The 25,935-nt window shown below is 72.0% G+C and carries 21 protein-coding genes; 12 read left to right on the top strand and 9 right to left on the bottom strand.

Translation table 11 applies throughout. From position 1 onward, the window contains the following. Window positions 1–215: 215 nt before the first annotated feature. The 4 genes from ABEB09_RS07535 to ABEB09_RS07520 form a co-directional block, all read right to left on the bottom strand. A complete protein-coding gene (locus tag ABEB09_RS07535; protein WP_345688351.1) occupies window positions 216–1,127 on the bottom strand; it encodes an amino acid ABC transporter permease in 912 nt (303 codons plus the stop codon). Beyond that, the gene (locus ABEB09_RS07530) at window positions 1,124–1,798 is read right to left on the bottom strand and encodes an amino acid ABC transporter permease (RefSeq protein ID WP_345688349.1); all 675 of its coding nucleotides are present in this window, start codon (window positions 1,796–1,798) and stop codon (window positions 1,124–1,126) included. Before ABEB09_RS07530 ends, ABEB09_RS07535 begins: the two co-directional genes overlap by 4 nt. 138 nt (window positions 1,799–1,936) lie before the next feature. Then, window positions 1,937–2,761, bottom strand: coding sequence for a glutamate ABC transporter substrate-binding protein (locus ABEB09_RS07525; RefSeq protein ID WP_345688347.1), 825 nt, complete (start codon window positions 2,759–2,761; stop codon window positions 1,937–1,939). A gap of 212 nt (window positions 2,762–2,973) precedes the next feature. Continuing rightward, the gene (locus ABEB09_RS07520) at window positions 2,974–3,759 is read right to left on the bottom strand and encodes an amino acid ABC transporter ATP-binding protein (protein WP_345688345.1); all 786 of its coding nucleotides are present in this window, start codon (window positions 3,757–3,759) and stop codon (window positions 2,974–2,976) included. Window positions 3,760–4,305: 546 nt separating this feature from the next. On the opposite strand from ABEB09_RS07520, the gene ABEB09_RS07515 reads away from it, so the two are divergent. Together ABEB09_RS07515 and ABEB09_RS07510 are read left to right on the top strand one after the other, a co-directional pair. After that, window positions 4,306–5,031, top strand: a complete 726-nt coding sequence (locus ABEB09_RS07515; RefSeq protein WP_345688343.1) for a response regulator transcription factor — start codon at window positions 4,306–4,308, stop codon at window positions 5,029–5,031. A gap of 27 nt (window positions 5,032–5,058) precedes the next feature. Next, window positions 5,059–6,489: a sensor histidine kinase gene (locus ABEB09_RS07510; protein WP_345688341.1), complete on the top strand. Its 1,431-nt coding sequence runs from the start codon at window positions 5,059–5,061 to the stop codon at window positions 6,487–6,489. A 530-nt stretch (window positions 6,490–7,019) separates the two neighbouring features. Here the strand turns inward: ABEB09_RS07510 and ABEB09_RS07505 are convergent. Then, window positions 7,020–8,018 (bottom strand): TAXI family TRAP transporter solute-binding subunit, encoded by a 999-nt coding sequence (locus ABEB09_RS07505; RefSeq protein ID WP_345688339.1) that lies wholly within the window; start codon window positions 8,016–8,018, stop codon window positions 7,020–7,022. A 131-nt stretch (window positions 8,019–8,149) separates the two neighbouring features. On the opposite strand from ABEB09_RS07505, the gene miaB reads away from it, so the two are divergent. Together miaB and ABEB09_RS07495 are read left to right on the top strand one after the other, a co-directional pair. Further along, a complete protein-coding gene (gene miaB, locus ABEB09_RS07500) occupies window positions 8,150–9,670 on the top strand; it encodes a tRNA (N6-isopentenyl adenosine(37)-C2)-methylthiotransferase MiaB (protein ID WP_345688337.1) in 1,521 nt (506 codons plus the stop codon). A gap of 117 nt (window positions 9,671–9,787) precedes the next feature. After that, window positions 9,788–10,519 carry a class III extradiol dioxygenase subunit B-like domain-containing protein gene (locus tag ABEB09_RS07495; RefSeq protein WP_345688335.1) on the top strand — a complete coding sequence of 244 codons (732 nt, stop codon included), beginning with the start codon at window positions 9,788–9,790 and terminating at the stop codon, window positions 10,517–10,519. Between the two features lie 87 nt (window positions 10,520–10,606). Here ABEB09_RS07495 and ABEB09_RS07490 read toward each other — a convergent pair whose 3' ends face one another. Together ABEB09_RS07490 and ABEB09_RS07485 are read right to left on the bottom strand one after the other, a co-directional pair. Then, window positions 10,607–10,855 carry an antitoxin gene (locus ABEB09_RS07490; protein ID WP_345688333.1) on the bottom strand — a complete coding sequence of 83 codons (249 nt, stop codon included), beginning with the start codon at window positions 10,853–10,855 and terminating at the stop codon, window positions 10,607–10,609. A 50-nt stretch (window positions 10,856–10,905) separates the two neighbouring features. Further along, window positions 10,906–11,202 carry a hypothetical protein gene (locus ABEB09_RS07485; protein WP_345688331.1) on the bottom strand — a complete coding sequence of 99 codons (297 nt, stop codon included), beginning with the start codon at window positions 11,200–11,202 and terminating at the stop codon, window positions 10,906–10,908. A 182-nt stretch (window positions 11,203–11,384) separates the two neighbouring features. Here ABEB09_RS07485 and miaA point away from each other — a divergent pair, with 182 nt between their 5' ends. From miaA to hflX, 6 genes are all read left to right on the top strand, one after another. Continuing rightward, window positions 11,385–12,323 carry a tRNA (adenosine(37)-N6)-dimethylallyltransferase MiaA gene (miaA, locus tag ABEB09_RS07480; RefSeq protein ID WP_345688329.1) on the top strand — a complete coding sequence of 313 codons (939 nt, stop codon included), beginning with the start codon at window positions 11,385–11,387 and terminating at the stop codon, window positions 12,321–12,323. Window positions 12,324–12,429: 106 nt separating this feature from the next. After that, entirely contained in the window at window positions 12,430–13,035 is a 606-nt protein-coding gene (locus tag ABEB09_RS07475; protein WP_345688327.1) for an MFS transporter, read from the top strand. A gap of 270 nt (window positions 13,036–13,305) precedes the next feature. Next, entirely contained in the window at window positions 13,306–14,175 is an 870-nt protein-coding gene (gene dapF / locus ABEB09_RS07470) for a diaminopimelate epimerase (protein WP_345688325.1), read from the top strand. 169 nt (window positions 14,176–14,344) lie between these two features. Continuing rightward, window positions 14,345–16,426 (top strand): RelA/SpoT family protein, encoded by a 2,082-nt coding sequence (locus tag ABEB09_RS07465; RefSeq protein ID WP_345688323.1) that lies wholly within the window; start codon window positions 14,345–14,347, stop codon window positions 16,424–16,426. Between the two features lie 98 nt (window positions 16,427–16,524). Further along, window positions 16,525–18,012, top strand: a complete 1,488-nt coding sequence (locus ABEB09_RS07460; RefSeq protein ID WP_345688321.1) for a M1 family metallopeptidase — start codon at window positions 16,525–16,527, stop codon at window positions 18,010–18,012. A 186-nt stretch (window positions 18,013–18,198) separates the two neighbouring features. After that, window positions 18,199–19,692 (top strand): GTPase HflX, encoded by a 1,494-nt coding sequence (gene hflX / locus ABEB09_RS07455; protein WP_345688319.1) that lies wholly within the window; start codon window positions 18,199–18,201, stop codon window positions 19,690–19,692. Window positions 19,693–19,821: 129 nt separating this feature from the next. Here the strand turns inward: hflX and ABEB09_RS07450 are convergent, their stop codons facing one another. Beyond that, window positions 19,822–20,997: a trypsin-like serine peptidase gene (locus ABEB09_RS07450; RefSeq protein WP_345688318.1), complete on the bottom strand. Its 1,176-nt coding sequence runs from the start codon at window positions 20,995–20,997 to the stop codon at window positions 19,822–19,824. Window positions 20,998–21,337: 340 nt separating this feature from the next. On the opposite strand from ABEB09_RS07450, the gene ABEB09_RS07445 reads away from it, so the two are divergent. Both ABEB09_RS07445 and ABEB09_RS07440 read left to right on the top strand, forming a co-directional pair. After that, the gene (locus ABEB09_RS07445) at window positions 21,338–22,615 is read left to right on the top strand and encodes an aminotransferase class III-fold pyridoxal phosphate-dependent enzyme (protein WP_345688316.1); all 1,278 of its coding nucleotides are present in this window, start codon (window positions 21,338–21,340) and stop codon (window positions 22,613–22,615) included. Next, entirely contained in the window at window positions 22,612–24,582 is a 1,971-nt protein-coding gene (locus tag ABEB09_RS07440; RefSeq protein ID WP_345688314.1) for an ATP-dependent DNA helicase, read from the top strand. The genes ABEB09_RS07445 and ABEB09_RS07440 overlap by 4 nt, the downstream gene beginning before the upstream one ends. Window positions 24,583–24,703: 121 nt before the next feature. Here ABEB09_RS07440 and lexA read toward each other — a convergent pair whose 3' ends face one another. Then, complete coding sequence (gene lexA / locus ABEB09_RS07435; RefSeq protein WP_345688312.1) at window positions 24,704–25,495, bottom strand: transcriptional repressor LexA; 792 nt, start codon at window positions 25,493–25,495, stop codon at window positions 24,704–24,706. Between the last annotated feature and the right edge of the window lie 440 nt (window positions 25,496–25,935).

Raw genomic sequence — 25,935 nt, 5'->3', positions numbered from 1 at the left:
GACGGGCGAAACGCCGAGGAGAACGCGACAACGTGCGACTGGAGTCCGGTGAGTGATCACAGAACGTATGCAACCCACTGCCGGTGCTTGCGTCAAGTGACGGGGCAGTGGCGCGCATACGCGCGAGGGAGCGGTGGCCGGCCGGCCACCGCTCCCTCATGTCGTCCGTACGAGCCCGACCGCTCCGCCGGGCGCCTGCGCGCGACCTCGGCGCGCTACTTCCCGGGCTCGGGCCCCGCGACCTCCGTCGCGACGCCGGCACCCATGCCGGTGTCGATGTCCGTCACGTCGACTGTGGCGCCAGTGCTCTTCTTCCGCCGCCGCAGCTTGCTCTCCAGCCAGCTCGCGAGCGAGGTCAGCGCGAAGTTCACCACGATGTAGATGAGCGCGACAACGGTGAATGCGGCGATCGTGTTGGCACCGTAGTTGGCGGTGATCGGGCGGATCTGGAACAGCAGCTCGTTCAGGCCGAGGATCGCACCGCCCAGCGCAGTGTCCTTGACGATGACGACGAGCTGGCTGACCAAGGCGGGCAGCATCGCCGTTACCGCCTGCGGCAGCAGCACGTACGCCATGATCTGGCCCTTGCGCATACCGATCGCCTTGGCGGCGTCGGTCTGGCCGTACGGCAAGGACAGGATGCCGGCGCGCACGATCTCGGCGATGACCGAGGCGTTGTAGAGGACCAGTCCCGTCACCACCGCGTACAGCGGGCGCACCTCGGAGTCGAGGGTGGTGAACTGCACGAAGGCGGCGTGGGCGAACACCATCATCAGGAGCACCGGAATCGCGCGGAAGAACTCCACGACAGCGCCTACCGGCACCCGGATCCACGTGTGGTCCGACAGCCGCCCGATGCCCAGCAGGGCGCCCAGCGGAAGCGCGATGACGAGGGCGAGCGCCGCGGCCTTGAGGGTCTCGCCCAGACCCGGCAGGAGGAAGGTCGTCCAGACGGCGCTGTCGGTGACGAACGGGCTCCACTTATCGGCCGTCAGCTGGTCCTTCTCCGCCATGACGGACAGGACCCACCACCCGACAGCCGCCAAGACGGCGAGGAAGACGACGGTGTAGAGGACGTTCCGCCGCTTGGCCTTGGGGCCAGGAGTGTCGTACAGAACGGAAGTCATCGCTTCACCGCCACACGCTTGGCCACCCAGCCGAGGATCAGGCCGGTGGGGAGGGTGAGAACGATGAACCCGAGGGCGAAGACGCCGAAGACGGCGAACAGCGCGTCGGCCTCGTTCTCGATCATGGTCTTCATCAGGCTCGCTGCTTCAGCCACACCGATGGCCGCCGCGACCGTGGTGTTCTTCGTCAGGGCGATCAGCACGTTGGCCAGCGGAGCGATCACCGAGCGGAACGCCTGCGGCAGCACGATCAGCCTCAGCACCTGAGAGAAGGTCAGGCCTAGTGCACGCGCGGCCTCGGCCTGCCCGACCGGCACCGTGTTGATACCGGAACGCAGTGCCTCGGCGACGAAGGTGCTGGTGTAGGCCACCAGACCGAGGACCGCCATCCGGAAGCCGATGTCCTCGAAGTTCTCTCCGCCCAGCGCGAACCCCAGCGTCTGGTTGAGCACCAAGGAGCAACCGACGATGACGATGGTCAGGGGGGTGTTGCGGACCACGTTGACGTACGCGGTGCCAAAGGCCCGCATCAGCGGGACAGGGCTCACGCGCATGCCGGCCAGCAGCGTTCCCCAGATCAGGGACCCGAGCGCAGAGTAGAGGGTGAGCTTGACCGTCACCCAGAAGGCGCCGAGCAGGTCGTACTGCGGATTGTCTAGAAAGTCGAACACGTGGACCCGCGCTCTCCCCTGGTCGGATCGTGGCGGACGCCGCCGGCCCCGGCCGGGGCCGGCGGCGTCTCACCGCTGCTGCTGGTGGTGCGCGTCCCGTCGCCGCTCGCGCGGCGCGGGCTCAGTCGGCCTTTCGGCTCACTTCTCGGTGATCGCCGGGGCCGGCTCGTTCTTGTAGTTCGCGGGCCCGAGGTTCGCCTTCACGAACTTGTCCCAGGAGCCGTCCGACTTCATCTTCTCGAGCGCCGCGTTGATCTTGTCGCGGAGCTCCTTGTCGCCCTTCTTCAGGCCCACACCGTAGGGCTCGTCGCTGAGCTTCAGACCGGCCAGCTTGAACTTGCCCTGGTGCTCCTTCTGCGCGGCGTAGCCCGCGAGGATGGAGTCGTCGGTGGTCAGGGCATCGACCGCCTTGTTCTCCAGGCCGGTCAGGCACTCGGAGTAGCCGCCGAACGTCTGGAGGTCCGCCTGCGGCGCCAGCTTCTCCTTGACGTTCTGCGCCGAGGTCGAGCCGGTGACCGAGCAGAGCTTCTTGTTGTTGAGGTCCGACGCCTTGGTGATCGAATTGTCGTCGGCCCGGACCAGCAGGTCCTGGTGGGCGAGGAAGTACGGGCCGGCGAAGTCGACGACCGCCTTGCGCTTGTCGTTGATCGTGTAGGTGGCGACGACGAACTTCACGTCACCGTTCTTGATCAGGTTCTCGCGCTCGGCGCTCGGCGCCTGCTTCCACTCGATCTGGTCGGGCTTGTAGCCCAGCTCCTTGGCGATGTACGTGGCGACGTCGACGTCGAAGCCGGTGTACTTGCCGTCCGCCGTCTTCAGACCCATGCCCGGCTGGTCGAACTTGATGCCGATGGTGATCTTGTCGCCGTTGGCGCCCTTGTCGCCACCGTTGCCACAGGCGGTCGCCGCCAGAGAGAGGGTCAGAACCGCGGCGAGGGCCGCACTGGTCTTGCGGAACTGCATGGTGAACATCCCTTGTGTCGTGGTTCGGCCGTGGCCCGGCGTCGGGGGTTCCGCCGTCGGGTGGATCAGGGCGTCGGGTGGATCACGGTGTCCGGTGGGTCGGACGCCCGGCGGGACCGGGAGTCCGGGGGATGAGACGCCCGGCGGACCAGGAGTCTGGTGGATCGGATGCCCGGCGGGCCAGGCGTCCGGCGGTCCGGCGTCAGGGTCGGTCAGTGGTGCAGGATCTTCGACAGGAAGTCCTTCGCCCGGTCGCTGCGCGGATTGCTGAAGAACTCCTCGGGCGAAGCCTGCTCGACGATCCTGCCGTCGGCCATGAAGACGACCCGGTTGGCCGCGGAGCGGGCGAAGCCCATCTCGTGGGTGACGACGACCATCGTCATCCCGTCCCGGGCCAGCTGCTGCATGACCTCCAGGACCTCGTTGATCATCTCCGGGTCGAGCGCCGACGTGGGCTCGTCGAAGAGCATGACCTTGGGGTCCATCGCCAGCGCACGCGCGATGGCGACACGCTGCTGCTGGCCGCCCGACAGCTGCGCCGGGTACTTGTCGGCCTGCGTGCCGACGCCCACCCGGTCCAGCAGCGACCGCGCCTTCTGCTCGGCGGCCTTCTTCTCCGCCTTGCGGACCTTGACCTGGCCCAGCATGACGTTCTCCAGCACCGTCTTGTGTGCGAAGAGGTTGAACGACTGGAAGACCATGCCGACGTCGGCGCGGAGCCTCGCAAGCTCCTTGCCCTCGCTCGGCAGCGGCTTTCCATCGATCGTGATCGTGCCGGAGTCGATCGACTCCAGGCGGTTGATGGTGCGGCACAGCGTGGACTTGCCGGACCCGGACGGCCCGATGACGACCACGACCTCGCCACGGGCGATGGTCAGATCGATGTCCTGGAGCACGTGCAGCGCGCCGAAGTGCTTGTTGACGTTGCTCAGCACGACCAGGTCGCTCGCCGTCGGTACGGCCTCGTCCGCGCCCTTGGTCACTGACACTCCGCTCATCGGCCTATCGCTCCGTCCTGCTCGGTTGCAGAGGACATTAAGCACGCCCCGCGAGCAGCGTCATCACATCTGAGCGGAAATTGAGCATAACGATCCGGCTGCAACCGGGCACTCCGCGTGAACGGGGCGGGCGTGTCGGAGTACGGGTGGATAACGGAAACGCGCCCGCAGGGGGGAGGGACTTGACTGGGGCGCCGGCATCGGCGTTCATGCCCTGGTAGCCGAATCGTCGCCCGGGGGACATCCATGTCCTGCGCACCCCGACCAGGTGCGCGGCGGGCGGGGGCCGGGACGGCTGGAACCGTCGGCCACGTGCCCCGTCACCACGCACCCGTCCGTGAGGACCCGGCACGAAGGCAGCACTGTTCAGCACCACGGACAACACCGCACCACGCACGACCACGTAACGCAACCGGAGCGCAGAGCGATCCACAACGGGAAGCGCACGTACGGCCCGCGGAGGCACCATATGTACGGCCCGCACGGGCGGTGCACGTACGGCGCACCCGGACGACGCACCGCGATCCACCTACGGAGGGGGGCCCTATGAGACTGCTGCTTGTCGAGGACGACGACCACGTCGCCGCGGCCCTCTCCGCCGTACTGACGCGGCACGGCTTCGCCGTCACGCACGCCCGGAACGGCGAGGAGGCCCTCAAGGCGGTCCTGCCCTCCGGCGAGGCCGGCAAGGCGCCCTTCGGTGTCGTCCTCCTCGACCTCGGGCTCCCTGACCAGGACGGCTACCAGGTCTGCGGGAAGCTGCGGAAGCTGACCTCCACGCCGGTGATCATGGTCACCGCTCGCGGTGACGTCCGCTCCCGCATCCACGGCCTGAACCTCGGCGCCGACGACTACGTCGTGAAGCCGTACGACACGGGGGAGCTGCTGGCCCGTATCCACGCCGTCAGCCGCCGCACGTCCACGACCGGCACCGGGGACACCGACGACACCGCGACCACGCCCGGCCCGCAGACCGAGCCGCTGCGGCTCGGCTCCGTCGTCATCGAGCTGCCCACGCGCCGCGTCACCGTGGACGGCGAGGTCGTCCAGCTCACCCGTAAGGAGTTCGACCTTCTGGCGCTGCTCGCCCAGCGGCCGGGGGTCGTCTTCCGCCGCGAGCAGATCATCAGCGAGGTCTGGCGCACCAGCTGGGAGGGGACCGGCCGCACCCTGGAGGTGCACGTCGCGTCCCTGCGCGCCAAGCTCCGGATGCCCGCCCTCATCGAGACCGTGCGCGGCGTCGGCTACCGCCTGGTCGCCCCGCCCTCGTAACCGACCGCCCGCTCCCGGAAGCGAACCGTGCGCACGCGCCTCCTCCCGCTGCTCATCGTCCTCATGGCCGGTGTGCTGCTCGCGCTGGGCTTCCCGCTCGCCGGGAGCCTGGCCGCCGCCCACCAGCAGACGGTGGTCGTCGACCGGATCGACGACACGGCGCGGTTCGCGGCGCTCGCCCAGTTCGTCACGGAGAGCGGCCCCGGCATCGACGAGCGGAAGGCCACTCTTCAGGGTGAACTCGTGCGGTACCACGACGTGTACGGCATCGAGGCGGGCGTCTTCTACCGCGACGGCACCGCCATGGCCGGCGCCCCGGTCGGGTGGCGGATTCCGGACGAGGGCGAGCCGCGCCGGGCGTTCCAGGAGGCCCTGCTGGGCCGCCGCAGCCACGACCCGCCCCAGGTGTGGCCCTGGCAGGGCGGTGCCCGCCTCGCCGTCGCCTCGCCCGTCGTACGGGACGGGGACGTCGTCGCCGTCGTGGTCACCGACTCGCCGACCGGCCAGCTGCGCTCGCGGATCCTGCGCGGCTGGCTGCTCATCGCCGCCGGCGAGTGCGCGGCGATGCTCCTCGCGGTCGGCGCCGCGTTCCGGCTCACCGGGTGGGTGCTCAGGCCGGTGCGGGTCCTCGACGCGGCCACGCACGACATCGCCACCGGGCGTCTGAACTCCCGTGTCGCCGCCGCCGGCGGCCCGCCGGAACTCCGGCGCCTGGCCCGGTCGTTCAACGAGATGGCCGACAACGTCGAGGCGGTGCTGGAGCAGCAGCGCGCCTTCGTCGCCGACGCCTCGCACCAGCTGCGCAACCCCCTCGCCGCGCTGCTGCTGCGGATCGAACTGCTCGCGCTCGAACTGCCGGAGGACAACGAGGAGATCGCTTCCGTACGGACGGAGGGCAAGCGCCTCGCCCGGGTCCTGGACGACCTGCTGGACCTGGCGCTCGCCGAGCACGCCTCCGCCGATCTGCGGCTCACCGACATCGGGGAGCTGGCCCGCGAGCGCGTCGGCGCCTGGCGTCCGCTGGCCGAGGAGAAGGGCGTGCGCCTCACCGGCACCGGCGCCGCGGCGGTCACCGCCTGGACCGACCCGGTGGCGCTGTCCAGCGCGCTGGACGCCGTGATCGACAACGCGCTGAAGTTCACCCCGGAGGGAGAGGAGGTCACGGTGGAGGTCGCCGCCCACGGCGACACCTCGACCATCGTCGTGGCCGACCACGGCCCCGGCCTGACCGACGACGAACTCGACCGGATCGGCGACCGCTTCTGGCGCAGCAACCGCCACCAGAACATCAAGGGCTCCGGCCTGGGCCTGTCGATCAGCCGCGCCCTGCTCACGGCGGCCGGAGGCTCGATCACGTACGCCCACAACGAACCCCACGGCCTCCGCGTGACCGTCACGGTCCCCCGCACGGAACCGGGCACGGCGGGGGAGGGTTACGAGCCGGGCGCCACGACCTGACAGCAGCCACGCCCGCCCGCCGTATCCGGCGGCCAGATCCCACCTGCCGGCCGCGCCCCGCTGGCGACCTGCAGGCCGCGCCCGCTTGCCGGTCTGCCTGTCGCGCCCGTCTGCCTGCCAGCCACATCCGGCGGCCCGATCCCGCCTGTCGGCCGCGCCCACCTGCGGCCGCGTCCCGCTGGCGACCTGCGGGCCGCGCCCGCTTGCCGGTCTGCCTGCCGCGCCCGTCTGCCTGCCGGCCACATCCGGCGGCCCGATCCCGCCTGCCGGCCGTGCCCGCCTGTCGGCCGCGCTAGCCTGCCCGGCTTCCACCAGTCGGCCTGCCGGTCTGCCTGCCGCGCCCACCTGCCCGGCTTCCACCCATCGGCCATGCCCGCCTGTCGGACGCGCTCGCTGCCCACGTGCGGCCGCGCCCGCCTGCCGGCGCCGCCCGCCTGCCCGGTTGTTCACCTGTCGGCCGCGCCCCCCTGCCGCTCGCCGGCCGCCGCCCCCCTGCCGCCTCCGGCTGCCCGTCCTCGTAAGAAGAGGGGCTACGGCTTTACCGACCGGTAGTACCGGCGGGCGCCCTCGTGCAGCGGGAGCGGGTCCGTGTAGAGCGCCGTCCGCAGGTCGACCAGCTGGGCCGGGTGCACCTCGCGGCCGATCCGGTCGCGGCTCCCGATCACCGTCCGCGTGACGCCCTCCGTCAGCGTCGCGTCCATCGACTCCGTGGTGACCAGCAGGTTCGCCACGGCGACCGTCTGGACCGGCTCCCCGTCCTGCGCCCGCGCATAGGCGTCGGCGGGGATCACCGCGGAGCGGTAGTAGCGGCTCGGACCGCCCTCCGAATGCAGCTTGTCGACGAGCGCCGGCTCCAGCGGCACCAGCCGGATCGGGAAGCGCTCGGAGAGCCGCAGCACGGCGTTGGTGGGCAGCCCGCCGGACCAGAAGAACGCGTCCAGCTGCCCGCGCTCCATCAGCCCCGGCATGGTGTCGATGCCCGCGGGCACCGGTCGGATGTCCTTGGCGGGATCCAGCCCGCCGGCCGCCAGCAGCCGGTCCGCGAGCAGCCGCACGCCGGACCCCGGCTGCCCGACGCCCACGCGCCGCCCTTCCAGATCCCGTACGGACCGCACGGCCGAGCCCTTCGGCACGACCAGCTGCACGTAGTCGTCGTACAGCCGGGTGCAGCCGCGCAGCCGGTCCGCGCCGGGCCTGCCCTCCTGGAGGTACGTGGCGACCGCGTCGGCTGTGGCGATGGTGAAGTCGGCATCGCCCGACGCGAGCCGGGACAGGTTCTGCTGGGACCCCTCGCTGTTGCGCAGGGTCGTCTCGACGTCCGGCAGATCGCGCCGCAGTGCCTCGTCGAGCAGCTCGCCGTACCGCTGGTAGACGCCCGTCGGCACCCCCGTACTGAACGTGATCCGTCCCTCGGGCTGCGGAGTGCCGCCCGGCAGCAGCCACCACAGCAGCAGCGCGAGCGCGCCGAGCAGCGCCGCCGCCCCCTGAAGGGCACGGCGACGACCGACGCGGAGCAGGAACGGACGCATGGCGCGATCCTGCCAGCCCACTCCGCGCGCTGGCCAGGGCGGCAGCCCCCGGCCGCGACGCCTGTGGCCCGGACCACAGGGGAGGGGCCTCCCGGGCCGGAGGTACTTCCGGCACCGCCTACCCTTGTTCCATGACCAGCAGCGACCGGAGCCAGACCACAGTGGACGTCACGCGTACCTATGCAGTTCGCACCTACGGGTGCCAGATGAACGTCCACGACTCCGAGCGTCTCTCCGGTCTGCTGGAGGACGCCGGATACGTACGCGCGCCCGAAGGCGCCGACGAGGCCGACGTCGTCGTCTTCAACACCTGCGCGGTGCGGGAGAACGCCGACAACAAGCTGTACGGCAACCTCGGCCGCCTGGCCCCGGCGAAGGCCCGCAGGCCCGGCATGCAGATCGCCGTCGGCGGCTGCCTGGCGCAGAAGGACCGCGACACCATCGTCAAGAAGGCGCCGTGGGTCGACGTCGTCTTCGGTACGCACAACATCGGCAAGCTGCCGGTCCTGCTGGAGCGCGCCCGCGTCCAGGAGGAGGCGCAGGTCGAGATCGCCGAGTCGCTGGAGGCGTTCCCCTCCACGCTGCCGACCCGCCGCGAGTCCGCCTACGCGGCCTGGGTCTCGATCTCCGTCGGCTGCAACAACACCTGCACCTTCTGCATCGTCCCGGCCCTGCGCGGCAAGGAGAAGGACCGCCGCCCGGGCGACATCCTCGCCGAGATCGAGGCCCTGGTCGGCGAGGGCGTCTCCGAGATCACGCTGCTCGGCCAGAACGTCAACGCGTACGGCTCCGACATCGGCGACCGCGAGGCGTTCTCCAAGCTGCTGCGCGCCTGCGGCACCATCGAGGGTCTGGAGCGCGTCCGCTTCACCTCCCCGCACCCGCGCGACTTCACCGACGACGTCATCGCGGCGATGGCCGAGACGCCGAACGTGATGCCGCAGCTGCACATGCCGCTCCAGTCCGGCTCGGACACCGTCCTGAAGGCGATGCGCCGTTCGTACCGCCAGGAGCGCTTCCTCGGCATCATCGAGAAGGTCCGCGCGGCGATCCCGCACGCCGCCATCTCCACCGACATCATCGTGGGCTTCCCCGGCGAGACCGAGGAGGACTTCGAGCAGACGCTGCACGTGGTCCGCGAGGCCCGGTTCGCGCAGGCCTTCACCTTCCAGTACTCCAAGCGCCCCGGCACCCCGGCCGCCGAGATGGAGGACCAGATCCCGAAGGAGGTCGTGCAGGCGCGCTACGAGCGCCTGGTCGCCCTCCAGGAGGAGATCTCCTGGGAGGAGAACAAGAAGCAGGTCGGCCGCACGCTCGACGTCATGGTCGCCGAGGGCGAGGGTCGCAAGGACGACGCCACGCACCGGCTCTCCGGCCGCGCTCCCGACAACCGCCTCGTCCACTTCACCAAGCCGGACGAGGAGGTCCGCCCCGGTGACGTCGTGACCGTCGAGATCACGTACGCCGCCCCGCACCACCTCCTCGCCGAGGGCGAGGTCTCCGCCATCCGCCGCACCCGCGCGGGCGACGCCTGGGAGAAGCGCACCACCGCCGCGCAGGCCCAGAAGCCGGCCGGCGTCATGCTGGGCCTCCCCCAGATCGGCGTCCCGGCCCCGCTGCCGCCGGCGACGGAAGGCTGCAGCATCGCCTGACGCGGCCGGCCGGCGTAGTGGCCGGACGTGCTCGCTCCGGAAGCGCCCCGCACCGAGTGGGGCGCGACTCCGCTGTGCGGCAGGACGGCGCGCCGGGCGGGGGATACGCTGCGGATCATGCTTGTCGCCGCAGCCGTCTGCCCCTGTCCGCCGCTCCTCGTCCCCGATGTCGCCCAGGGCGCCGCGCCCGAGCTGGACGACGCCCGCGTGGGCTGTACCGACGCCATCGCGGTGCTCGCCGCGTCGCGGCCCGACCTGCTGGTCGTCGTGGGTCCTGACCCGCAGGCCGCCGAGCCGGCGCGGTACCCGGCCGGGACACCGGGGGACTTCCGGGGCTTCGGCGTGGACCTGGACGTACGGCTGGGCGCCGCGGAGCCCGATACCGGTGCCGCCGTGCCCGAGGGCCGTACGCTGCCCGCCTCGCTGGCCGTCGGCGCGTGGCTGCTCGCGCGCGACGACTGGGGCGACGCGCCCGTGGAGGGCCTCGCCGTGCCGGAGCGGCTCGCACCCGAGCGGTGCGCCGGGGCGGGCCGGGAGCTGGCGGGACGAGCGCCGCGCGTTGCGCTTCTCGTGATGGGTGACGGCAGCGCCTGCCGCACCGTGAAGGCCCCCGGCTACCTGGACGAGCGGGCCGCGGGCTTCGACGAGGAGGCCTTCCGGGCCCTCGGAGCGGCCGACGCGTCGGCGCTGGCCGCGCTGGACGCCGACCTCGCGCACGAGCTGAAGGCGGCCGGCCGCGCCCCCTGGCAGGTGCTGGCGGGGGCCGCCGAGGGCGCCGGCCTCGAAGGGCGCCTGCTGTACGAGGACGCGCCCTACGGCGTCGGCTACGGGGTCGCCGTCTGGGCGTGAAGACGGCCACGGTGTGAACGCACGGCGGGCGGCTGCGAGCGTGGTGCTCGACAGCCGCCCGCCGTAGCGCTCCGCGACTGACTGAGGTCAGGCGGCCGGCGGCGCCGACGGCGGCGTACCGCCGTCATCCTTGTGGGCAAGCCGGTCCAAGGCGTGCTTGGCCTTGCCGGTGCCGGTTTCGATCTTGTCGCTGTACTTGCCCTTGGTCTTCTGATCGACCAGCCTCGCCGCCCTGTCGATGCCGTGATCGATCTTGTCGCCGTGCTGCTGGGCGAGGTTCGAGACCTTGTCCTTGGCTGGGGCGAGCTTGGCCTTCATTGAATCCAGGAAGCCCATGGCCCACCTTCCTCGAAGTGTCGTCCGTCGCGGTCGACCCGCGGTGACCCTTACTTGCGGGCGCTCTCGCCGGCTTCGTTGTCCGCCGCCTCCTCGGCCGACTGCTGCTTCGGAATCTCCACGCCCTCGCCGGACGCCGACGCCGTGGTGTCGCTGTCGGCCTCGGCGGCCGTGTCCGACGCCTCGGCCTTCGCGGACGCCTCGGACGTCTCGGAGGACGGCTTCGTCTCCTCGGCCGCCTTCTCCTCGTCGGACGTCAGCGTGGTGGCCGCCGCCTCTTCGGTGGTGGCTGCGGCAGACTCCTCGCCCTTCTCACCCTTCCGGCGAAACCATGCAAAAACGCCCATATCAACTCCATAGCGTACTCGTGTGGGCGAAATCCCGCGCTGTCCGGAGCGTCCCATTGCGTCGCCCGGCGGGGCCGGTCCGAGAACCGGCGGTCGGAACCTCGCAACTGGCAACGACGTCGCCCGTGTGGCGTCACGTAACTCATTCGGGGACATGTCGTGAGGTTTGCGAGACTGGGTCGGTGAACAGCGCAGCCCCTTCCCCCCGAGTCATCGCCGTCGTCGGCCCCACCGCGGCCGGCAAGTCCGATCTGGGCGTCCACCTGGCACAGCGACTCGGCGGCGAGGTCGTCAACGCCGACTCCATGCAGCTCTACCGGGGGATGGACATCGGCACCGCGAAATTGACCCAGGAGGAACGCGGGGGCGTTCCGCACCACCTCCTCGACATCTGGGACGTCACCGAGGCGGCCAGCGTCGCCGAGTACCAGCGGCTCGCCCGCGCCGAGATCGACCGGCTGCTGGCCGAGGGCCGCACGCCCGTCCTCGTCGGCGGTTCGGGGCTGTACGTACGCGGGGCGATCGACGCCCTGGAGTTCCCCGGCACCGACCCCGACGTCCGCGCCCGCCTGGAGGCCGAGCTGGAGGAGCGCGGCTCCGGCGTCCTGCACGCCCGGCTCGCCGCCGCCGACCCCGAGGCCGCCCGCGCCATCCTGCCCAGCAACGGCCGCCGGATCGTGCGCGCCCTGGAGGTCATCGAGATCACCGGCAAGCCCTTCACGGCCAACCTGCCCGGCCACGACTCGGTGTACGACACCGTCCAGATCGGCGTCGACGTCGAGCGCCCGGAACTGGACGCCCGCATCACCGCGCGCGTGGACCGGATGTGGGAGGCCGGACTCGTGGACGAGGTGCGGGCTCTGGAGGCGCAGGGGCTGCGCGAGGGGCGCACCGCCTCGCGCGCGCTGGGCTATCAGCAGGTGCTCGCCGCGCTGGCCGGGGAATGCACCGAGGAGGAGGCGCGTGCCGAAACCGTACGCGCCACCAAGCGCTTCGCGCGCCGTCAGGACTCCTGGTTCCGCCGGGATCCTCGTGTCCACTGGCTCAGCGGCGCGGCCGCCGACCGCGGGGAACTCCCCGGCCGGGCCCTGACGTTGGTCGAACGAGCGGTTACAGCCTGATCACGTGATGGCATCGGGACGCTCCGGCCGTCATTCAGGCGGTCGGGGCCGTGCCATCATCGAGCATCGATCGACCAGTGGATCCGAGTTGGGAGGGCGCGTGGCGATGGAGGCCGGCCCTCGCGACAGAGAACAGCGCGAAGCACCGGACAGCGGAAGCACGCAGGCACGCGAGGCGCAGGCGCACGAGGCGCAGGCCCAGCGGCCCCCGCGCACCGAGCTGCCCGACGAGACCCCGGAGTCCCAGGACGAGCCGGGCACGCGGGACGACGCCACCCTGGGCGCTCCTGGTGCCGACGACCCGCAGGACGGGCCCCGACTGAGCCCGGACGGCCCCGAGCTGACCGAGGACGGCACCCAGGAGGTCCCGTCGAACGAGGTCGAGGTCGAGCTGCGCCCGCAGCGCAAGCTGCGCATCTGGCAGCTCGCCCCCATCGTCGGGCTCGGCGCACTGGGCTCCCTGATGTTCGCCTTCCCGCTGGCCTTCGGCTCGGGCGACGGCGGTGCCGTCCTCGCCATGCTGGGCCTCCTCCTCAGCGGCTGCGCCGCGGGCTGGGGCATGATGGCCGCCCGCCGGGTCGGCTACACATGGCCGGGCCTGCCCAGCCGGGGCTCCGGCGAGCGCCCGGACTGGCGTGTGGTCGCGCTGTACGCAGCCGGGATCACGCTTCTGGTCGCCCTCGCGGTGTGGCGCGTCGCTCGCCTCCGCTGAGCCACGCACCCGAGGCGGTCGCCCCGCCCCCGCCGAGCCCGCACGCGCCGTCGCCCCGCCCCCGCCTCCGCCGAGCCCATCCGCCGAAGCCGTCGTCCCGCCTCCGCCGAGCCCGCCCCCGCCGTCGCCCGCCCCCGCCTCCGCCGAGCCACCCGCCGAAGCCGTCGTCCCGCCTCCGCCGAACCCGCTCGGCCGAAGCCCCCGTCGCCGCGCGTCCCGCCCCGTGGACGCGTCAGGGCGTTGTCGTACGGGACCCGTACGATTGATCGCGTGAGCACCAGCACCGCACCCCTCGCCTTCCTCAAGGGCCACGGCACCGAGAACGACTTCGTGATCGTGCCCGACCCGGACAACGCCATCGACCTGCCCGCCGCGCTGGTGGCCAGGCTCTGCGACCGGCGGGCCGGCATCGGGGGCGACGGACTGCTGCACGTCGTGCGCACCGCCGCCCACCCCGAGGCGCACGCGATGGCCGGCGAGGCCGAGTGGTTCATGGACTACCGCAACGCCGACGGCTCGGTCGCCGAGATGTGCGGCAACGGCGTCCGCGTCTTCGCCCGCTACCTGGAGCACGCCGGGCACATCGCCGCGGGCGACGTCGCCGTGGCGACCCGCTCCGGCGTCAAGCACGTCCACCTCGCCAAGAACGGCGACGTCACCGTCTCCATGGGCCGCGCCGCGCTCCCCGAGGACGGCGTCACCGTCACCGTCGACGGCCGCAGCTGGCCCGCGCGGAACGTGAACATGGGCAACCCGCACGCCGTCGCCTTCGTCGACGACCTGGCCCACGCGGGCAACCTGTTCACCGAGCCGCCCTACAGCCCCGCCGAGGTCTACCCCGACGGTGTCAACATCGAGTTCGTCGTGGACCGCGGCCCCCGCCACGTGGCGATGCGCGTCCACGAGCGCGGCGCCGCCGAGACCCGCTCCTGCGGCACGGGCGCGTGCGCCGTGGCGGTCGCCACGGCCCGCCGCGACGGCGCCGACCCCGCGGCGACCGGCACCCCCGTCACGTACACGGTGGACGTCCTCGGCGGCACCCTCGTGATCACCGAGCGGCCCGACGGCGAGATCGAGATGACGGGGCCCGCCGTCATCGTCGCCGAGGGGCACATCGACCCGGACTGGATCGGGGCCTGACGCACCCGCGGGCGAAACTCCGCCCGGCCGAACCTCGCTCGAATGGGTGATCCGGTTCACGCTGAGCGAGAGCGGGACTGCGCCACGTGGTGGGCTCGGTAGCATCAAGCACCGGCCCGGCGGGCACGCCTTGCCCGCCCACCGCCGGTCGACGCCGCCGGAGGTGCCCATGAGTGCAGAGGCCGCCAACCCCAGTGCGCCCGGCCGCAGGCGCGGCCGCCCCAGAATCGACCTGCGCAGGCTCGGCCGGGCCGCACTGCTCGGTCCCGCCGCCCGGGACCGGCTGCCCGACGCCATCGGCCATGTCGCCGACGCCCACCGCGCCCACCACCCGGACGCCGACCTGGCCGTGCTGCGCCGGGCGTACGAACTGGCCGAGTCGTCGCACCGTGGCCAGTTCCGCAAGAGCGGCGAGCCGTACATCACGCACCCGCTCGCCGTGACCCTCATCCTCGCCGAAATCGGCGCGGAGACCACCACGTTGACGGCATCCCTCCTCCACGACACCGTCGAGGACACCGATGTGACCCTCGACCAGGTCCGGGAGCAGTTCGGTGACGAGGTCGCCTACCTCGTCGACGGCGTCACCAAACTGGAGAAGGTCGACTACGGCGCCGCCGCCGAGCCCGAGACGTTCCGCAAGATGCTCGTCGCCACCGGGAACGACGTCCGCGTCATGTCGATCAAACTCGCGGACCGGCTGCACAACATGCGCACCCTCGGCGTCATGCGCCCCGAGAAACAGGCGCGCATCGCGAAGGTCACCCGCGACGTCCTCATCCCGCTCGCCGAACGCCTGGGCGTCCAGGCGCTCAAGACCGAGCTGGAGGACCTGGTCTTCGCGATCCTCCACCCCGCCGAGTACGAGCAGACCCGCGCCCTCATCGCGGAGAACGCCACGCGCGGCGACGCGCTCGCCGCCATCGCCGACGACGTCAGGACCGTCCTCCGGGAAGCCGGCATCACCGCCGAAGTCCTCATCCGGCCACGCCACTTCGTGTCCGTCCACCGCGTCAGCCTCAAACGCGGCGAACTGCGCGGCACCGACTTCGGACGGCTGCTCGTCCTCGTCGCCGAGGACGCCGACTGCTACGGGGTCCTCGGCGAACTCCACACGTGTTTCACGCCGGTCATCTCCGAGTTCAAGGACTTCATCGCGGCGCCGAAGTTCAACCTGTACCAGTCGCTGCACACCGCCGTCGCCGCCCCCGACGGCTCCGTCGCCGAAGTCCTGATCCGCACCCACCAGATGCACAAGGTCGCCGAAGCGGGCGTCGTCGCCCTCGGCAACCCCTACGCCCCCGCCGAGGGCGCCGAAGCGGCGGCCGACGACGGCGAGCGCGCCGACCCCACCCGGCCCGGCTGGCTCTCCCGGCTCCTCGAATGGCAGCAGTCCGCACCCGACCCCGACACGTTCTGGACGTCCCTGCGCGCCGACCTCGCCCAGGACGGCGAGATCACCGTCTTCCGGTCCGACGGCGGCACGCTCGCCCTCCCGGCCGGCGCCACCTGCGTGGACGCCGCGTACGAGCAGTACGGCGCGGCCGCCCACGCCTGCGTCGGAGCCCGTGTGAACGGGCGCCTGGCCACCCTCGGCACCGTCCTCTCCGACGGCGACACCGTGCAGCTGCTCCTCGCGGAGGACGCGGCCTCGGGGCCGTCCCCGGACTGGCTGGAGCACGCCCGTACGCCCGCGGCCCGCATCGCCATCACCGGCTGGCTCCAGGACCACCCCGACGCCACGGCGCCCACCGCCGACCCACGCCCGCCCGCCGCCGTCGTGGGCCACCGCCACCGTGCCGTCAACGCCGTCGTCGACCAGCCCCACACCTCCGTGCGCCTCGCGGGCTGCTGCACGCCCGTACCGCCCGACACGGTCACCGGCTTCGCCGTACGCGGCGGCGCCGTCACCGTCCACCGCACCGAGTGCCCGGCCGTCCGCAGGATGGAGAACCTGGGCCGCCAGCCCGTGCCCGTCCGCTGGGACGGCGCCTCCGAGTGCCGCGTCACGCTGGTCGCCGAATCGTTCGGCCGTCCCCGGCTGCTGGCCGACCTGACGGAGGCCATCGCCACGGCCGGCGCCGCCATCGTCGCGGCCACCGTCGAACCCCCCAGCGAGCAGCGCGTCCGCCACACGTACACCCTCCAGCTCCCCGACCCCGCCGGACTGCCCGCCCTGATGCGCGCCATGCGCGACGTACCGGGCGTCTACGACGTCAGCCGCGCCCAGCACCACGCCCCCGCCCACTGAGCCGCTCGGCGGCGCCAGACGGCCGCTCGGGCGCTCGTTCGGGTGTGCGCGGCGCGCGCCGTGCGGGCGTACGGCCGCCCCGCTGGTAGCGGTGGTCCATGCCCCTCACCACTCCACGCGTGCGCGCGGCCCTGGTGGCCGCGGCATCGGCCGGGCTGATCGCCGCGGCCCTCCCCGCGCCCGAGCCGCTCGGCATCGGTGACCCCCTCTTCCCGCACCTGGGAAACCCCGGCTACGACGTCCTCACGTACGACATCTCCCTCACCTACTCCGGTGACAACCGCGCTCCGCTGGACGCCCTGACCAAGATCCAGGCGCGGGCCACGCACCGGCTGGAACGCATCAACCTGGACTTCGCGCACGGCACCGTCCAAGCCGTGGAGGTCGACGGCCGGCCCGCCGAGTTCGCCCTCGCCGGCGAGGACCTGGTCGTCGCGCCCGCGCGACCGGTGGAGGCCGGCCGGGCCCTGACGATCGCCGTCACCCACACCAGCGACCCGTCCGCCGAGAAGGCCGTCGGCGGCTGGGTCCGCACCGCCGACGGCCTCGCCATGGCCAACCAGGCCGATGCCGCCCACCGGGTCTTCCCGTGCAACGACCACCCCGCCGACAAGGCGCTCTTCACCTTCCGCGTCACCGCCCCCAAGGACCTCACCGCGGTCGCCAACGGCCAGTGGATCGGCCGCGCCCATGCGGGAGCCTCCACCACCTGGGTCTACCGGGGGCTCCACCCCATGGCCACCGAGCTGGCCCAGGTCTCCATCGGCCGCTCCGCCGTGATCCGCCGCACCGGCCCGCGCGGCCTGCCGCTGCGGGACGTGGTGCCCGCCGCCGACCGGAAGCGCATGGAGCCCTGGCTGAGGAAGACGCCCGGCCACGTGCAGTGGATGGAGCAGAAGGTCGGCCGCTACCCGTTCGACACGTACGGCGTGCTGATCGCCGACGCGGCCACCGGCTTCGAGCTGGAGACCCAGACCCTCTCCCTCTTCGAGCGCCCCCTGTTCACGCATCCCAAGCTCCCCGAGTGGTACGTCGAGTCCGTCATGGTGCACGAGCTGGCGCACCACTGGTTCGGCAACAGCGTCACCCCCCGCACCTGGTCCGACCTGTGGCTCAACGAAGGGCACGCCACCTGGTACGAGGCCCTGTACGCGGAGGAGACCGCCCGCCGGCCCCTGGAGCACCGGATGCGCGACGCGTACACGGCCTCCGACCGGTGGCGCGCGGCGGGCGGACCCCCGGCCGCCCCGCGCCCCCCGGCAGCCGGCCAGAAGATCAGCCTCTTCCGGCCCGTCGTCTACGACGGGAGCGCCCTGGTCCTGTACGCGCTGCGCCAGGAGATCGGCAAGGGCCTCTTCGAGGCGCTCCAGCGGCGCTGGGTCACGGAGCACGCCCACGGCACCGCGGGCACGTCCGACTTCGTCCGCCTCGCCTCCGAGGTCGCCGGCCGGGACCTGACCGGCTTCCTCCATGCCTGGCTGTACGACCGGAAGACCCCGCCGATGCCCGGTCACCCCGACTGGCGCAGCAAGGCCCCGGGCCAGGAGCAAGCCCCGGCCGCGAAGCCCGCCAAGGGCACCGCGTAACGCCGAGCGCACCGGGGAAACCCGGGTGACGGGCCGGGCGGCGCCGTGCGACCATCGACATGTCGGCGGCGCCGCCGGGCCCACGGCCTCGTGCCCAGGGGCTGTCTCCGGAAACAGCGGGAATCATCCGGGGACGTCACGCGTTGTGGCTGACGAATGGAATTTCCCATCGACGTTAAGGATCCAATGACCTCCTCTTCATCCCCTTCCCAGGCCGAGCAGAGCTTCGCGGGCAAGAACCGCGCCGAGAGCCTTCGGGCCGATGCCCTGATGGAAGAGGACGTCGCCTGGAGCTACGAGATCGACGGAGAGCGGGACGGCGACCAGTTCGACCGCTCGGAGCGTGCCGCGCTCCGCCGCGTGGCGGGCCTCTCCACCGAGCTCGAAGACGTCACCGAGGTCGAGTACCGGCAGCTGCGCCTGGAGCGCGTCGTGCTGGTCGGCGTCTGGACCTCGGGGACCGTGCAGGACGCGGAGAACTCCCTCGCCGAGCTGGCCGCTCTCGCGGAGACGGCCGGCGCCCTGGTGCTGGACGGTGTGATCCAGCGCCGCGACAAGCCCGACCCGGCCACGTACATCGGCTCCGGCAAGGCCGCCGAGCTGCGCGACATCGTCCTCGAGACCGGTGCGGACACCGTCGTCTGTGACGGTGAGCTGAGCCCCGGCCAGCTGATCCAGCTCGAGGACGTCGTCAAGGTCAAGGTGGTCGACCGGACCGCCCTGATCCTCGACATCTTCGCCCAGCACGCCAAGTCCCGAGAGGGCAAGGCGCAGGTTTCGCTGGCGCAGATGCAGTACATGCTGCCGCGGCTGCGCGGCTGGGGTCAGTCGCTGTCCCGGCAGATGGGTGGCGGCGGCGGTGGCGGCATGGCCACCCGTGGTCCCGGTGAGACCAAGATCGAGACGGACCGTCGGCGGATCCGCGAGAAGATGGCGAAGATGCGCCGGGAGATCGCGGAGATGAAGACCGGCCGCGACGTCCAGCGGCAGGAGCGGCGGCGCAACAAGGTGCCGTCGGTCGCGATCGCCGGCTACACCAACGCCGGAAAGTCTTCCCTGCTGAACCGGCTGACCGGCGCGGGCGTGCTGGTGGAGAACGCGCTGTTCGCCACCCTCGACCCGACCGTGCGCCGGGCCGAGACGCCGAGCGGCCGGCTCTACACCCTGGCCGACACCGTCGGGTTCGTACGGCACCTGCCGCACCACCTCGTCGAGGCGTTCCGCTCCACCATGGAGGAGGTCGGCGACTCCGACCTCATCCTCCACGTGGTGGACGGCGCGCACCCGGCGCCGGAGGAGCAGCTGGCCGCCGTGCGCGAGGTGATCCGCGACGTGGGCGCGACGGACGTGCCCGAGATCGTGGTGATCAACAAGGCGGACGCGGCCGACCCGCTCGTGCTGCAGCGGCTGCTGCGCGTCGAGAAGCACTCGATCGCGGTGTCCGCGCGGACCGGCGAGGGCATCCGCGAGCTGCTGGCCCTGATCGACGCCGAACTGCCGCGGCCGAAGGTCGAGATCGAGGCGCTCTTGCCGTACACGCAGGGCGGACTGGTCTCGCGTGTCCACGCCGAGGGCGAGGTGATCTCCGAGGAGCACACCGCGGAGGGCACACTCCTCAAGGCGCGGGTGCACGACGAACTGGCCGCGACGCTGGCTCCGTTCGTCCCGGCGACGTTCTGACGGAGGGCGCGACACCGACCTGAGTCGGTGCGAGCCGCCTGAACAGCGGAAGGCCCGCTGCCCCTCGAATCGCTTCGAGGGGCAGCGGGCCTTCGTCGTGCCGCTGCGGCTTTCGGGCGCCGTCTTCGATCAGCGACCGGCGAACTTGTCGCTGACCGCGGTGAACACGCCCTTCGCCTCGGGGCCGAGCCGCGGACCGGCGAGCCAGCCACCCGTCACGGGACCGATCGAGGTGTTGGAGACCAGCGCAGGCTTCCCGTCCCGGCCGTTGGCGACCCAGCCGCCGCCCGACGAACCACCGGTCATGGTGCACCCGATTCGGTACATCGTCGGCTGCTCGGCCTTCACGGACAGCCGGCCCGGCTTGTCCTGGCACTGGAACAGCTTCTGGCCGTCGTAGGGCGGCGCCGCCGGGTAACCCGTCGCCAGCATGCTCGCGATCTTCGGCGTGGCGGGGGCCTCGAACTCGACCGGCAGGGCCGAACCCACGGTCTCCTCCAGCGACTTGCCCGTGCCGCCCTTCTCCGGGGTCACGTGGATGACGGCGAAGTCGTACGGAGCGCCCTTGCCGCCGACCGGACCGCCCTCGTTGATCCACTGCTCGGACGTCTGGGCCCAGTCGCCCCACCACACGCCGTACGGCGCGACGTCCTCACGGCTGGCCTTCTCCAGCTCGGCCGTGGACAGACCCTTGTCGTTGTACGAGGGCACGAAGGCGATGTTGCGGTACCAGCCGCCGTTCTGGCCGGCGTGGACACAGTGGCCCGCGGTCCACACGAGGTTGGACTTGCCGGGGTTCGCCGGGTCCTTCACCACGGTCGCGGAGCACACCATCGAGCCCTTGGGGCCGTCGAAGAGCAGCTTGCCGGCCTCCGGAGCGGAGGAGTGGTACGGCGTCGGCACGCCCTTCGCCTCGACGCGCGCCGGGGTCGGGTCCGTCACCCCCTTGTCGCCGGAGATGTCGTCCTCCTCGACCCCCTGGTCGGGCTCCTCGGCGTCCCGCATGCGGTCCGGGTCCCACAGGTCCTCGATGATGGGGTTGACGAAGTCCTGCGCCTCACGCAGCCACTTGTCCTTGTCCCAGTTCTTCCACTCGCCGCCCCGCCACTTGTCCAGGTCGATCCCGTGCTGGCGGAGCTTCTCCTTCAGGTCGTCCGGGATCGTGATCTTCCCGTCCGTGGAAGGGGCTGCCGACGTGGTGGCCGGACCACCCGGGTTGTCGTCGCCCGGGCCGCAGCCCGTGGCCGTCAGCGCCAGCGCCGCGACCACCGCGGCGGAGGCGAGCAACGGACGAATCGATCGCATCTGTGATCCCCCTGGGACTTCGTAACGTTCGTGACCAGCGCTTGTGAACTGCGCACTTCGGACTGCGGAACGGTGCGGACGGCGAAGCGTCGGCGCTGTGACGGCAGGACACCGGAGTGCGGCCCCCACTATGCCGGTGCCGTTGTGGACGTTGTGCGGCAGGGCCGTGGTTCCGCTGCGCAAGGATCTTCGAAATGCCCGTGATCCCCCGCAGATGTCGTCGTTGGTACGTGCGAGGGACACAAGGTCGTTGCCCTGGACCGCCGTTCGGCGCGCGAGCGACGTACCGATCTGCAAAGCACAGGTGCAACGCAACCGTTACCACCGGAGGACCCGAAGCGTGGCCGTGACCGAACCAGCCCCGGTGACACCGTCGCCCGCCGGCCAGGAGGGCATTCTGCGCCGCCAGTCGCTGCGCGAGCCGGCCGCCCGTACGTACGCCCGCTCGCTGCCCGTCGTTCCCGTACGGGCCCGGGGGCTGACCATCGAGGGCGCGGACGGCCGCCGCTATCTGGACTGCCAGTCGGGCGGAGGCACGCTGGCACTGGGGCACAACCACCCCGTCGTCCTGGAGGCGATCAAACGGGTCATCGACTCCGAGGCCCCACTGCACGCGCCCGACCTCGCCACGCCGGTCAAGGACCTCTTCACCACCGAACTCTTCGCCACGCTGCCGGGCCCGTTCGCCGCGGACGCGCGGATCGAGTTCTGCGGGCCCGCCCCCGCGGACGCCGTCGAGGCGGCACGCGACCTCGTCACCGCCGCGACCGGGCGGAGCGGCCTGTTCCCCCTGACTGAGCGGTCCTGGAACGCACTGGAGGGCCGCCGCGCCGACCCGGCCGCCGTGATCGTCGAACCGGTCGCCCACGAGGAAGTGGTCCCCGCCTCCGACGCCTGGCTGCGCCGCATCCGGGAGACCACCTCGGCCCGGGCCGTCCCGTTGATCGCGGACGAGAGCCGGACGGGCGTCGGCCGCACCGGAGCGTTCTGGGGCGTCGAGCACAGCGGTGTCGTCCCGGACGTCATGGTGCTGTCCCGGGCCATCGGCGGCTCCCTGCCGCTGGCCGCGATCGTGTACCGCGCCGCGCTGGACCGCGGCAGGCCCCGGGCCCGGGCCGGTACGTTCCCCGGGAACCAGCTGGCGATGGCGGCCGGGGCGGCGACGCTCGCCCACGTTCGCGAGAACGGGCTCGCCGAGCGGGCCGCCGTCCTCGGGGCGCGCATGCTGGACCGGCTGCGGGACATGACCGCCGGCCACCCCTGCGTACGGGAGGTGCGCGGCCGTGGGCTGATGATCGGCGTCGAGTTCACCGGCCCGGCCATCGCCGCCGCCGTACGGCAGGAGTGCCTCCGGAGGGGCCTGATCGTCGAGCCGGGGGGCGGCCACTGCGCGGCGAGCGCTGGTGCTTCGGGCGCCGGGGCCGCGGGTCCCGGCGCTGCTGGTGCTGCGGTCGTGCGCCTCCTGCCGCCCCTCACGATCACCGACGAACAGGCCGCAGCGGTGCTCGACCGCTTCGCCGACGCCTTGGAGGCCCACGCTCTGGAGGCCGCCTCCGTGCGGGTTGTCCACAGCGTGATCCGATTGTCAGTGGGGAGCCGTAGGGTGGATGGGCTATGACGAAGCCATCCCTCCCCGAACTCCTCCATGCCGCCGTATCCGCCGTCGGCGGTGTGGAGAGGCCCGGCCAGGTCGCCATGGCCGAGGCCGTGAGCCAGGCCATCGACGACGGTTCGCACCTGCTCGTCCAGGCCGGCACCGGCACCGGCAAGTCCCTCGGCTATCTGGTGCCCGCCCTCGCGCACGGGGACCGGGTGGTGGTCGCCACGGCGACCCTGGCCCTCCAGCGGCAGCTGGTCGAGCGCGACCTGCCCCGGACCGTCGAGGCGCTCCACCCCCAGCTGCGCCGCCGCCCCGAGTTCGCCATGCTGAAGGGCCGGTCCAACTACCTGTGCCTGCACCGGCTCCACGAGGGCGTGCCGCAGGACGACGAGGAGGGCCTCTTCGATCCGTTCGAGGCGGCCGCGCCGACCAGCAAGCTCGGCCAGGACCTGCTGCGCATGCGCGACTGGGCGGACGAGACCGAGACCGGCGACCGCGACGACCTGACGCCCGGCGTCTCCGACCGTGCCTGGGCGCAGGTCTCCGTCTCGTCCCGCGAGTGCCTGGGCGCCGCCAAGTGCGCGTACGGCGCGGAGTGCTTCGCGGAGGCCGCCCGTGAGCGCGCCAAGCTCGCGGAGGTGGTCGTCACCAACCACGCCCTCCTCGCCATCGACGCCATCGAGGGCGCCCCGGTGCTCCCGCAGCACGAGGTGCTGATCGTCGACGAGGCGCACGAGCTGGTGTCCCGGGTGACCGGTGTCGCCACGGGCGAGCTGACGCCGGGGCAGGTCAACCGGGCGGTCCGCCGCGCTTCCAAGCTGGTCGACGAGAAGGTCGCCGATCAGCTCCAGACGGCCGCCGAGGGCTTCGAGCGGCTGATGGAGCTGGCCCTGCCGGGCCGGCTGGAGGAGGTCCCCGAAGACCTGGGCTATGCCCTCATGGCGCTGCGGGACGCCGCGCGCTCGGTGATCTCGGCGCTCGGCGCCACGCGCGACCGGTCGGTCCAGGACGAGGACGCCGTGCGCAAGCAGGCCCTGGCCTCCGTCGAGAACGTGCACGAGGTGGCGGAGCGCATCACGAACGGCTCCGAGTACGACGTGGTCTGGTACGAGCGGCACGACCGGTTCGGGGCGTCCCTGCGGGTCGCTCCGCTGTCGGTGTCCGGGCTGCTGCGGGAGAAGCTCTTCGCGGACCGCTCGGTGGTGCTCACGTCGGCCACGCTCAAGCTGGGCGGCGACTTCAACGGTGTCGGAGCGTCCCTGGGGCTCGCCCCGGAGGGCGTCGAGGGAGACGACCTGCCGGTCTGGAAGGGCATCGACGTCGGCTCGCCGTTCGACTATCCCAAGCAGGGCATCCTGTACGTCGCGCGGCACCTGGCCACACCGGGCCGGGAAGGCAGCCGGGGCGACATGATGGACGAGCTGGCCGAGCTGGTCGAGGCGGCCGGGGGCCGTACGCTCGGCCTCTTCTCGTCGATGCGGGCCGCCCAGGCCGCCGCCGAGGAGCTGCGGGGCAGGCTGGACAAGCCGATCCTGCTCCAGGGCGAGGACACGCTCGGTGAGCTGATCAAGGCGTTCGCCGGCGATCCCGAGACGTGTCTGTTCGGGACGCTCTCGCTGTGGCAGGGCGTCGATGTGCCGGGGCCGAACTGCCAGCTGGTCGTGATGGACCGCATCCCGTTCCCGAGGCCCGACGACCCGCTGATGAGCGCCCGCCAGAAGTCGGTGGAGGAGGCCGGCGGCAATGGCTTCATGGCCGTCGCGGCGACGCATGCGGCGCTGCTCATGGCGCAGGGCGCGGGGCGTCTCGTACGGGCCACGGGGGACCGGGGCGTGGTCGCGGTCCTGGACCCCCGGCTGGCGAACGCCCGCTACGGCAGCTTCCTGCGCGCGTCCCTGCCGGACTTCTGGTACACGACGGACCGCAATCAGGTACGGCGCTCGCTGGCGGCCATCGACGCGGCCGCGAAGGCGCAGCAGGCCTGAGCCGTACGGCGCGAGCGCGGGTCTGTGCAGAGTGCTCGGCGGGAGCGGCCGAGGGTCGAGAACAGCAGGGGCCCCGGGACCGGCGCAGAGGTCCCGGGGCCCGGTCGGGGCCGGCGGATGGTCACACCCGCCGCAGAACCGCCACCACCTTGCCGAGGATCGTCGCCTCGTCGCCAGGGATCGGCTGGTAGGCGGCATTGTGCGGGAGCAGCCAGACATGGCCGTCCTCCCGCTTGAAGCGCTTGACCGTGGCCTCGCCGTCCAGCATGGCGGCCACGATGTCACCGTTCTCCGCGACCGGCTGGCGACGCACGGTCACCCAGTCGCCGTCGCAGATGGCGGCCTCGATCATCGAGTCACCGACGACCTTGAGCACGAACAGCTCACCGTCGCCGACCAGCTGCCGGGGGAGGGGGAAGACGTCCTCGACGGACTCCTCCGCGAGGATCGGCCCACCGGCGGCGATGCGGCCGACCAGGGGCACGTAGGAGGCGGCCGGCTTGCCCGTGGTGTCCGTGGGCTGCGTGCTCGGCTGGTCGGAGCCACGCACCTCGTACGCCCGTGGGCGGTGCGGGTCCCGGCGGAGGAAGCCCTTCCGCTCCAGGGCCATCAGCTGGTGTGCCACCGACGACGTGCTGGAGAGCCCCACCGCCTGGCCGATCTCCCGCATCGACGGTGGGTAGCCCCGCCGCTGCACCGAGTCGCGGATCACTTCGATGACCCGCCGCTGCCTGTCCGTGAGTCCGGAGCTGTCCGCCCGGATGCCGGGAGGTCGCCCGGGCAGCGAGCGCGCGGGCTTGGGCGCCTCGGCGTTCGTGGTCGCCTCTTTCATGTTCATGGCATGCACCGGCTCGAATCGGCCCTGGGAGCGGTCCTGGGCAGTGATGGTGGCACTGTCTGCGGTGGTGGTCACGTCGGCCCCTCTCGAACTTGGTCTCCCTGGCTGGCACAACGGTAGTTGCTTTCGAAAGGTTGCGCCAAACACACGTTCGAGTGAAAAATCGCAGATTGGCTTACGTGTGCGTGTGCCGAGGTGTATGTGCGACGGTTCGTCGCTCCGGCATTTCCGCCCATTACGGTAGCCTTCGCCGCCGGGCTGCCCGGCCGCGGGGTCGATGGCGCGCGCTCCACCGGCCGGCGAATCGCGACTCGCCGGACGCGGAACCGCGATCCCGCTGGGCCTGGGGCAGCAGTCTTCCATCCCCCGCCCCGAAATCCCCGGAGCAGGCCCGTGGCGTAGGCTCATGGCCGGTCACCAGCCCGGGTGGGCGCGACACGCGCCAAGGGGTGAATGAGAGCCCGGACCCTACATGTAGTGGTTGCATGGTGACAGCCACCCAGAAGTTGTGGTCC

The organism is Streptomyces coeruleoprunus, from assembly GCF_039542925.1.
GTDB lineage: Bacteria > Actinomycetota > Actinomycetes > Streptomycetales > Streptomycetaceae > Streptomyces > Streptomyces coeruleoprunus.
The sequence above is the reverse complement of the archived record's forward strand: the minus strand, read 5'-3'. Positions and strand labels throughout refer to the sequence as shown.

Coding starts and splice junctions, on each gene's coding strand:
- ABEB09_RS07515 (WP_345688343.1), top strand. CDS start 4,306: ATGAGACTGCTGCTTGTCGAGGACGACGACCACGTCGCCGCGGCCCTC.
- miaB (WP_345688337.1), top strand. CDS start 8,150: ATGACCAGCAGCGACCGGAGCCAGACCACAGTGGACGTCACGCGTACC.
- hflX (WP_345688319.1), top strand. CDS start 18,199: ATGACCTCCTCTTCATCCCCTTCCCAGGCCGAGCAGAGCTTCGCGGGC.
- ABEB09_RS07475 (WP_345688327.1), top strand. CDS start 12,430: ATGGAGGCCGGCCCTCGCGACAGAGAACAGCGCGAAGCACCGGACAGC.
- ABEB09_RS07495 (WP_345688335.1), top strand. CDS start 9,788: ATGCTTGTCGCCGCAGCCGTCTGCCCCTGTCCGCCGCTCCTCGTCCCC.
- ABEB09_RS07520 (WP_345688345.1), bottom strand. CDS start 3,759: ATGAGCGGAGTGTCAGTGACCAAGGGCGCGGACGAGGCCGTACCGACG.
- ABEB09_RS07460 (WP_345688321.1), top strand. CDS start 16,525: ATGCCCCTCACCACTCCACGCGTGCGCGCGGCCCTGGTGGCCGCGGCA.
- ABEB09_RS07505 (WP_345688339.1), bottom strand. CDS start 8,018: ATGCGTCCGTTCCTGCTCCGCGTCGGTCGTCGCCGTGCCCTTCAGGGG.
- ABEB09_RS07535 (WP_345688351.1), bottom strand. CDS start 1,127: ATGACTTCCGTTCTGTACGACACTCCTGGCCCCAAGGCCAAGCGGCGG.
- ABEB09_RS07465 (WP_345688323.1), top strand. CDS start 14,345: ATGAGTGCAGAGGCCGCCAACCCCAGTGCGCCCGGCCGCAGGCGCGGC.
- ABEB09_RS07490 (WP_345688333.1), bottom strand. CDS start 10,855: ATGGGCTTCCTGGATTCAATGAAGGCCAAGCTCGCCCCAGCCAAGGAC.
- ABEB09_RS07440 (WP_345688314.1), top strand. CDS start 22,612: ATGACGAAGCCATCCCTCCCCGAACTCCTCCATGCCGCCGTATCCGCC.
- ABEB09_RS07450 (WP_345688318.1), bottom strand. CDS start 20,997: ATGCGATCGATTCGTCCGTTGCTCGCCTCCGCCGCGGTGGTCGCGGCG.
- ABEB09_RS07525 (WP_345688347.1), bottom strand. CDS start 2,761: ATGCAGTTCCGCAAGACCAGTGCGGCCCTCGCCGCGGTTCTGACCCTC.
- ABEB09_RS07485 (WP_345688331.1), bottom strand. CDS start 11,202: ATGGGCGTTTTTGCATGGTTTCGCCGGAAGGGTGAGAAGGGCGAGGAG.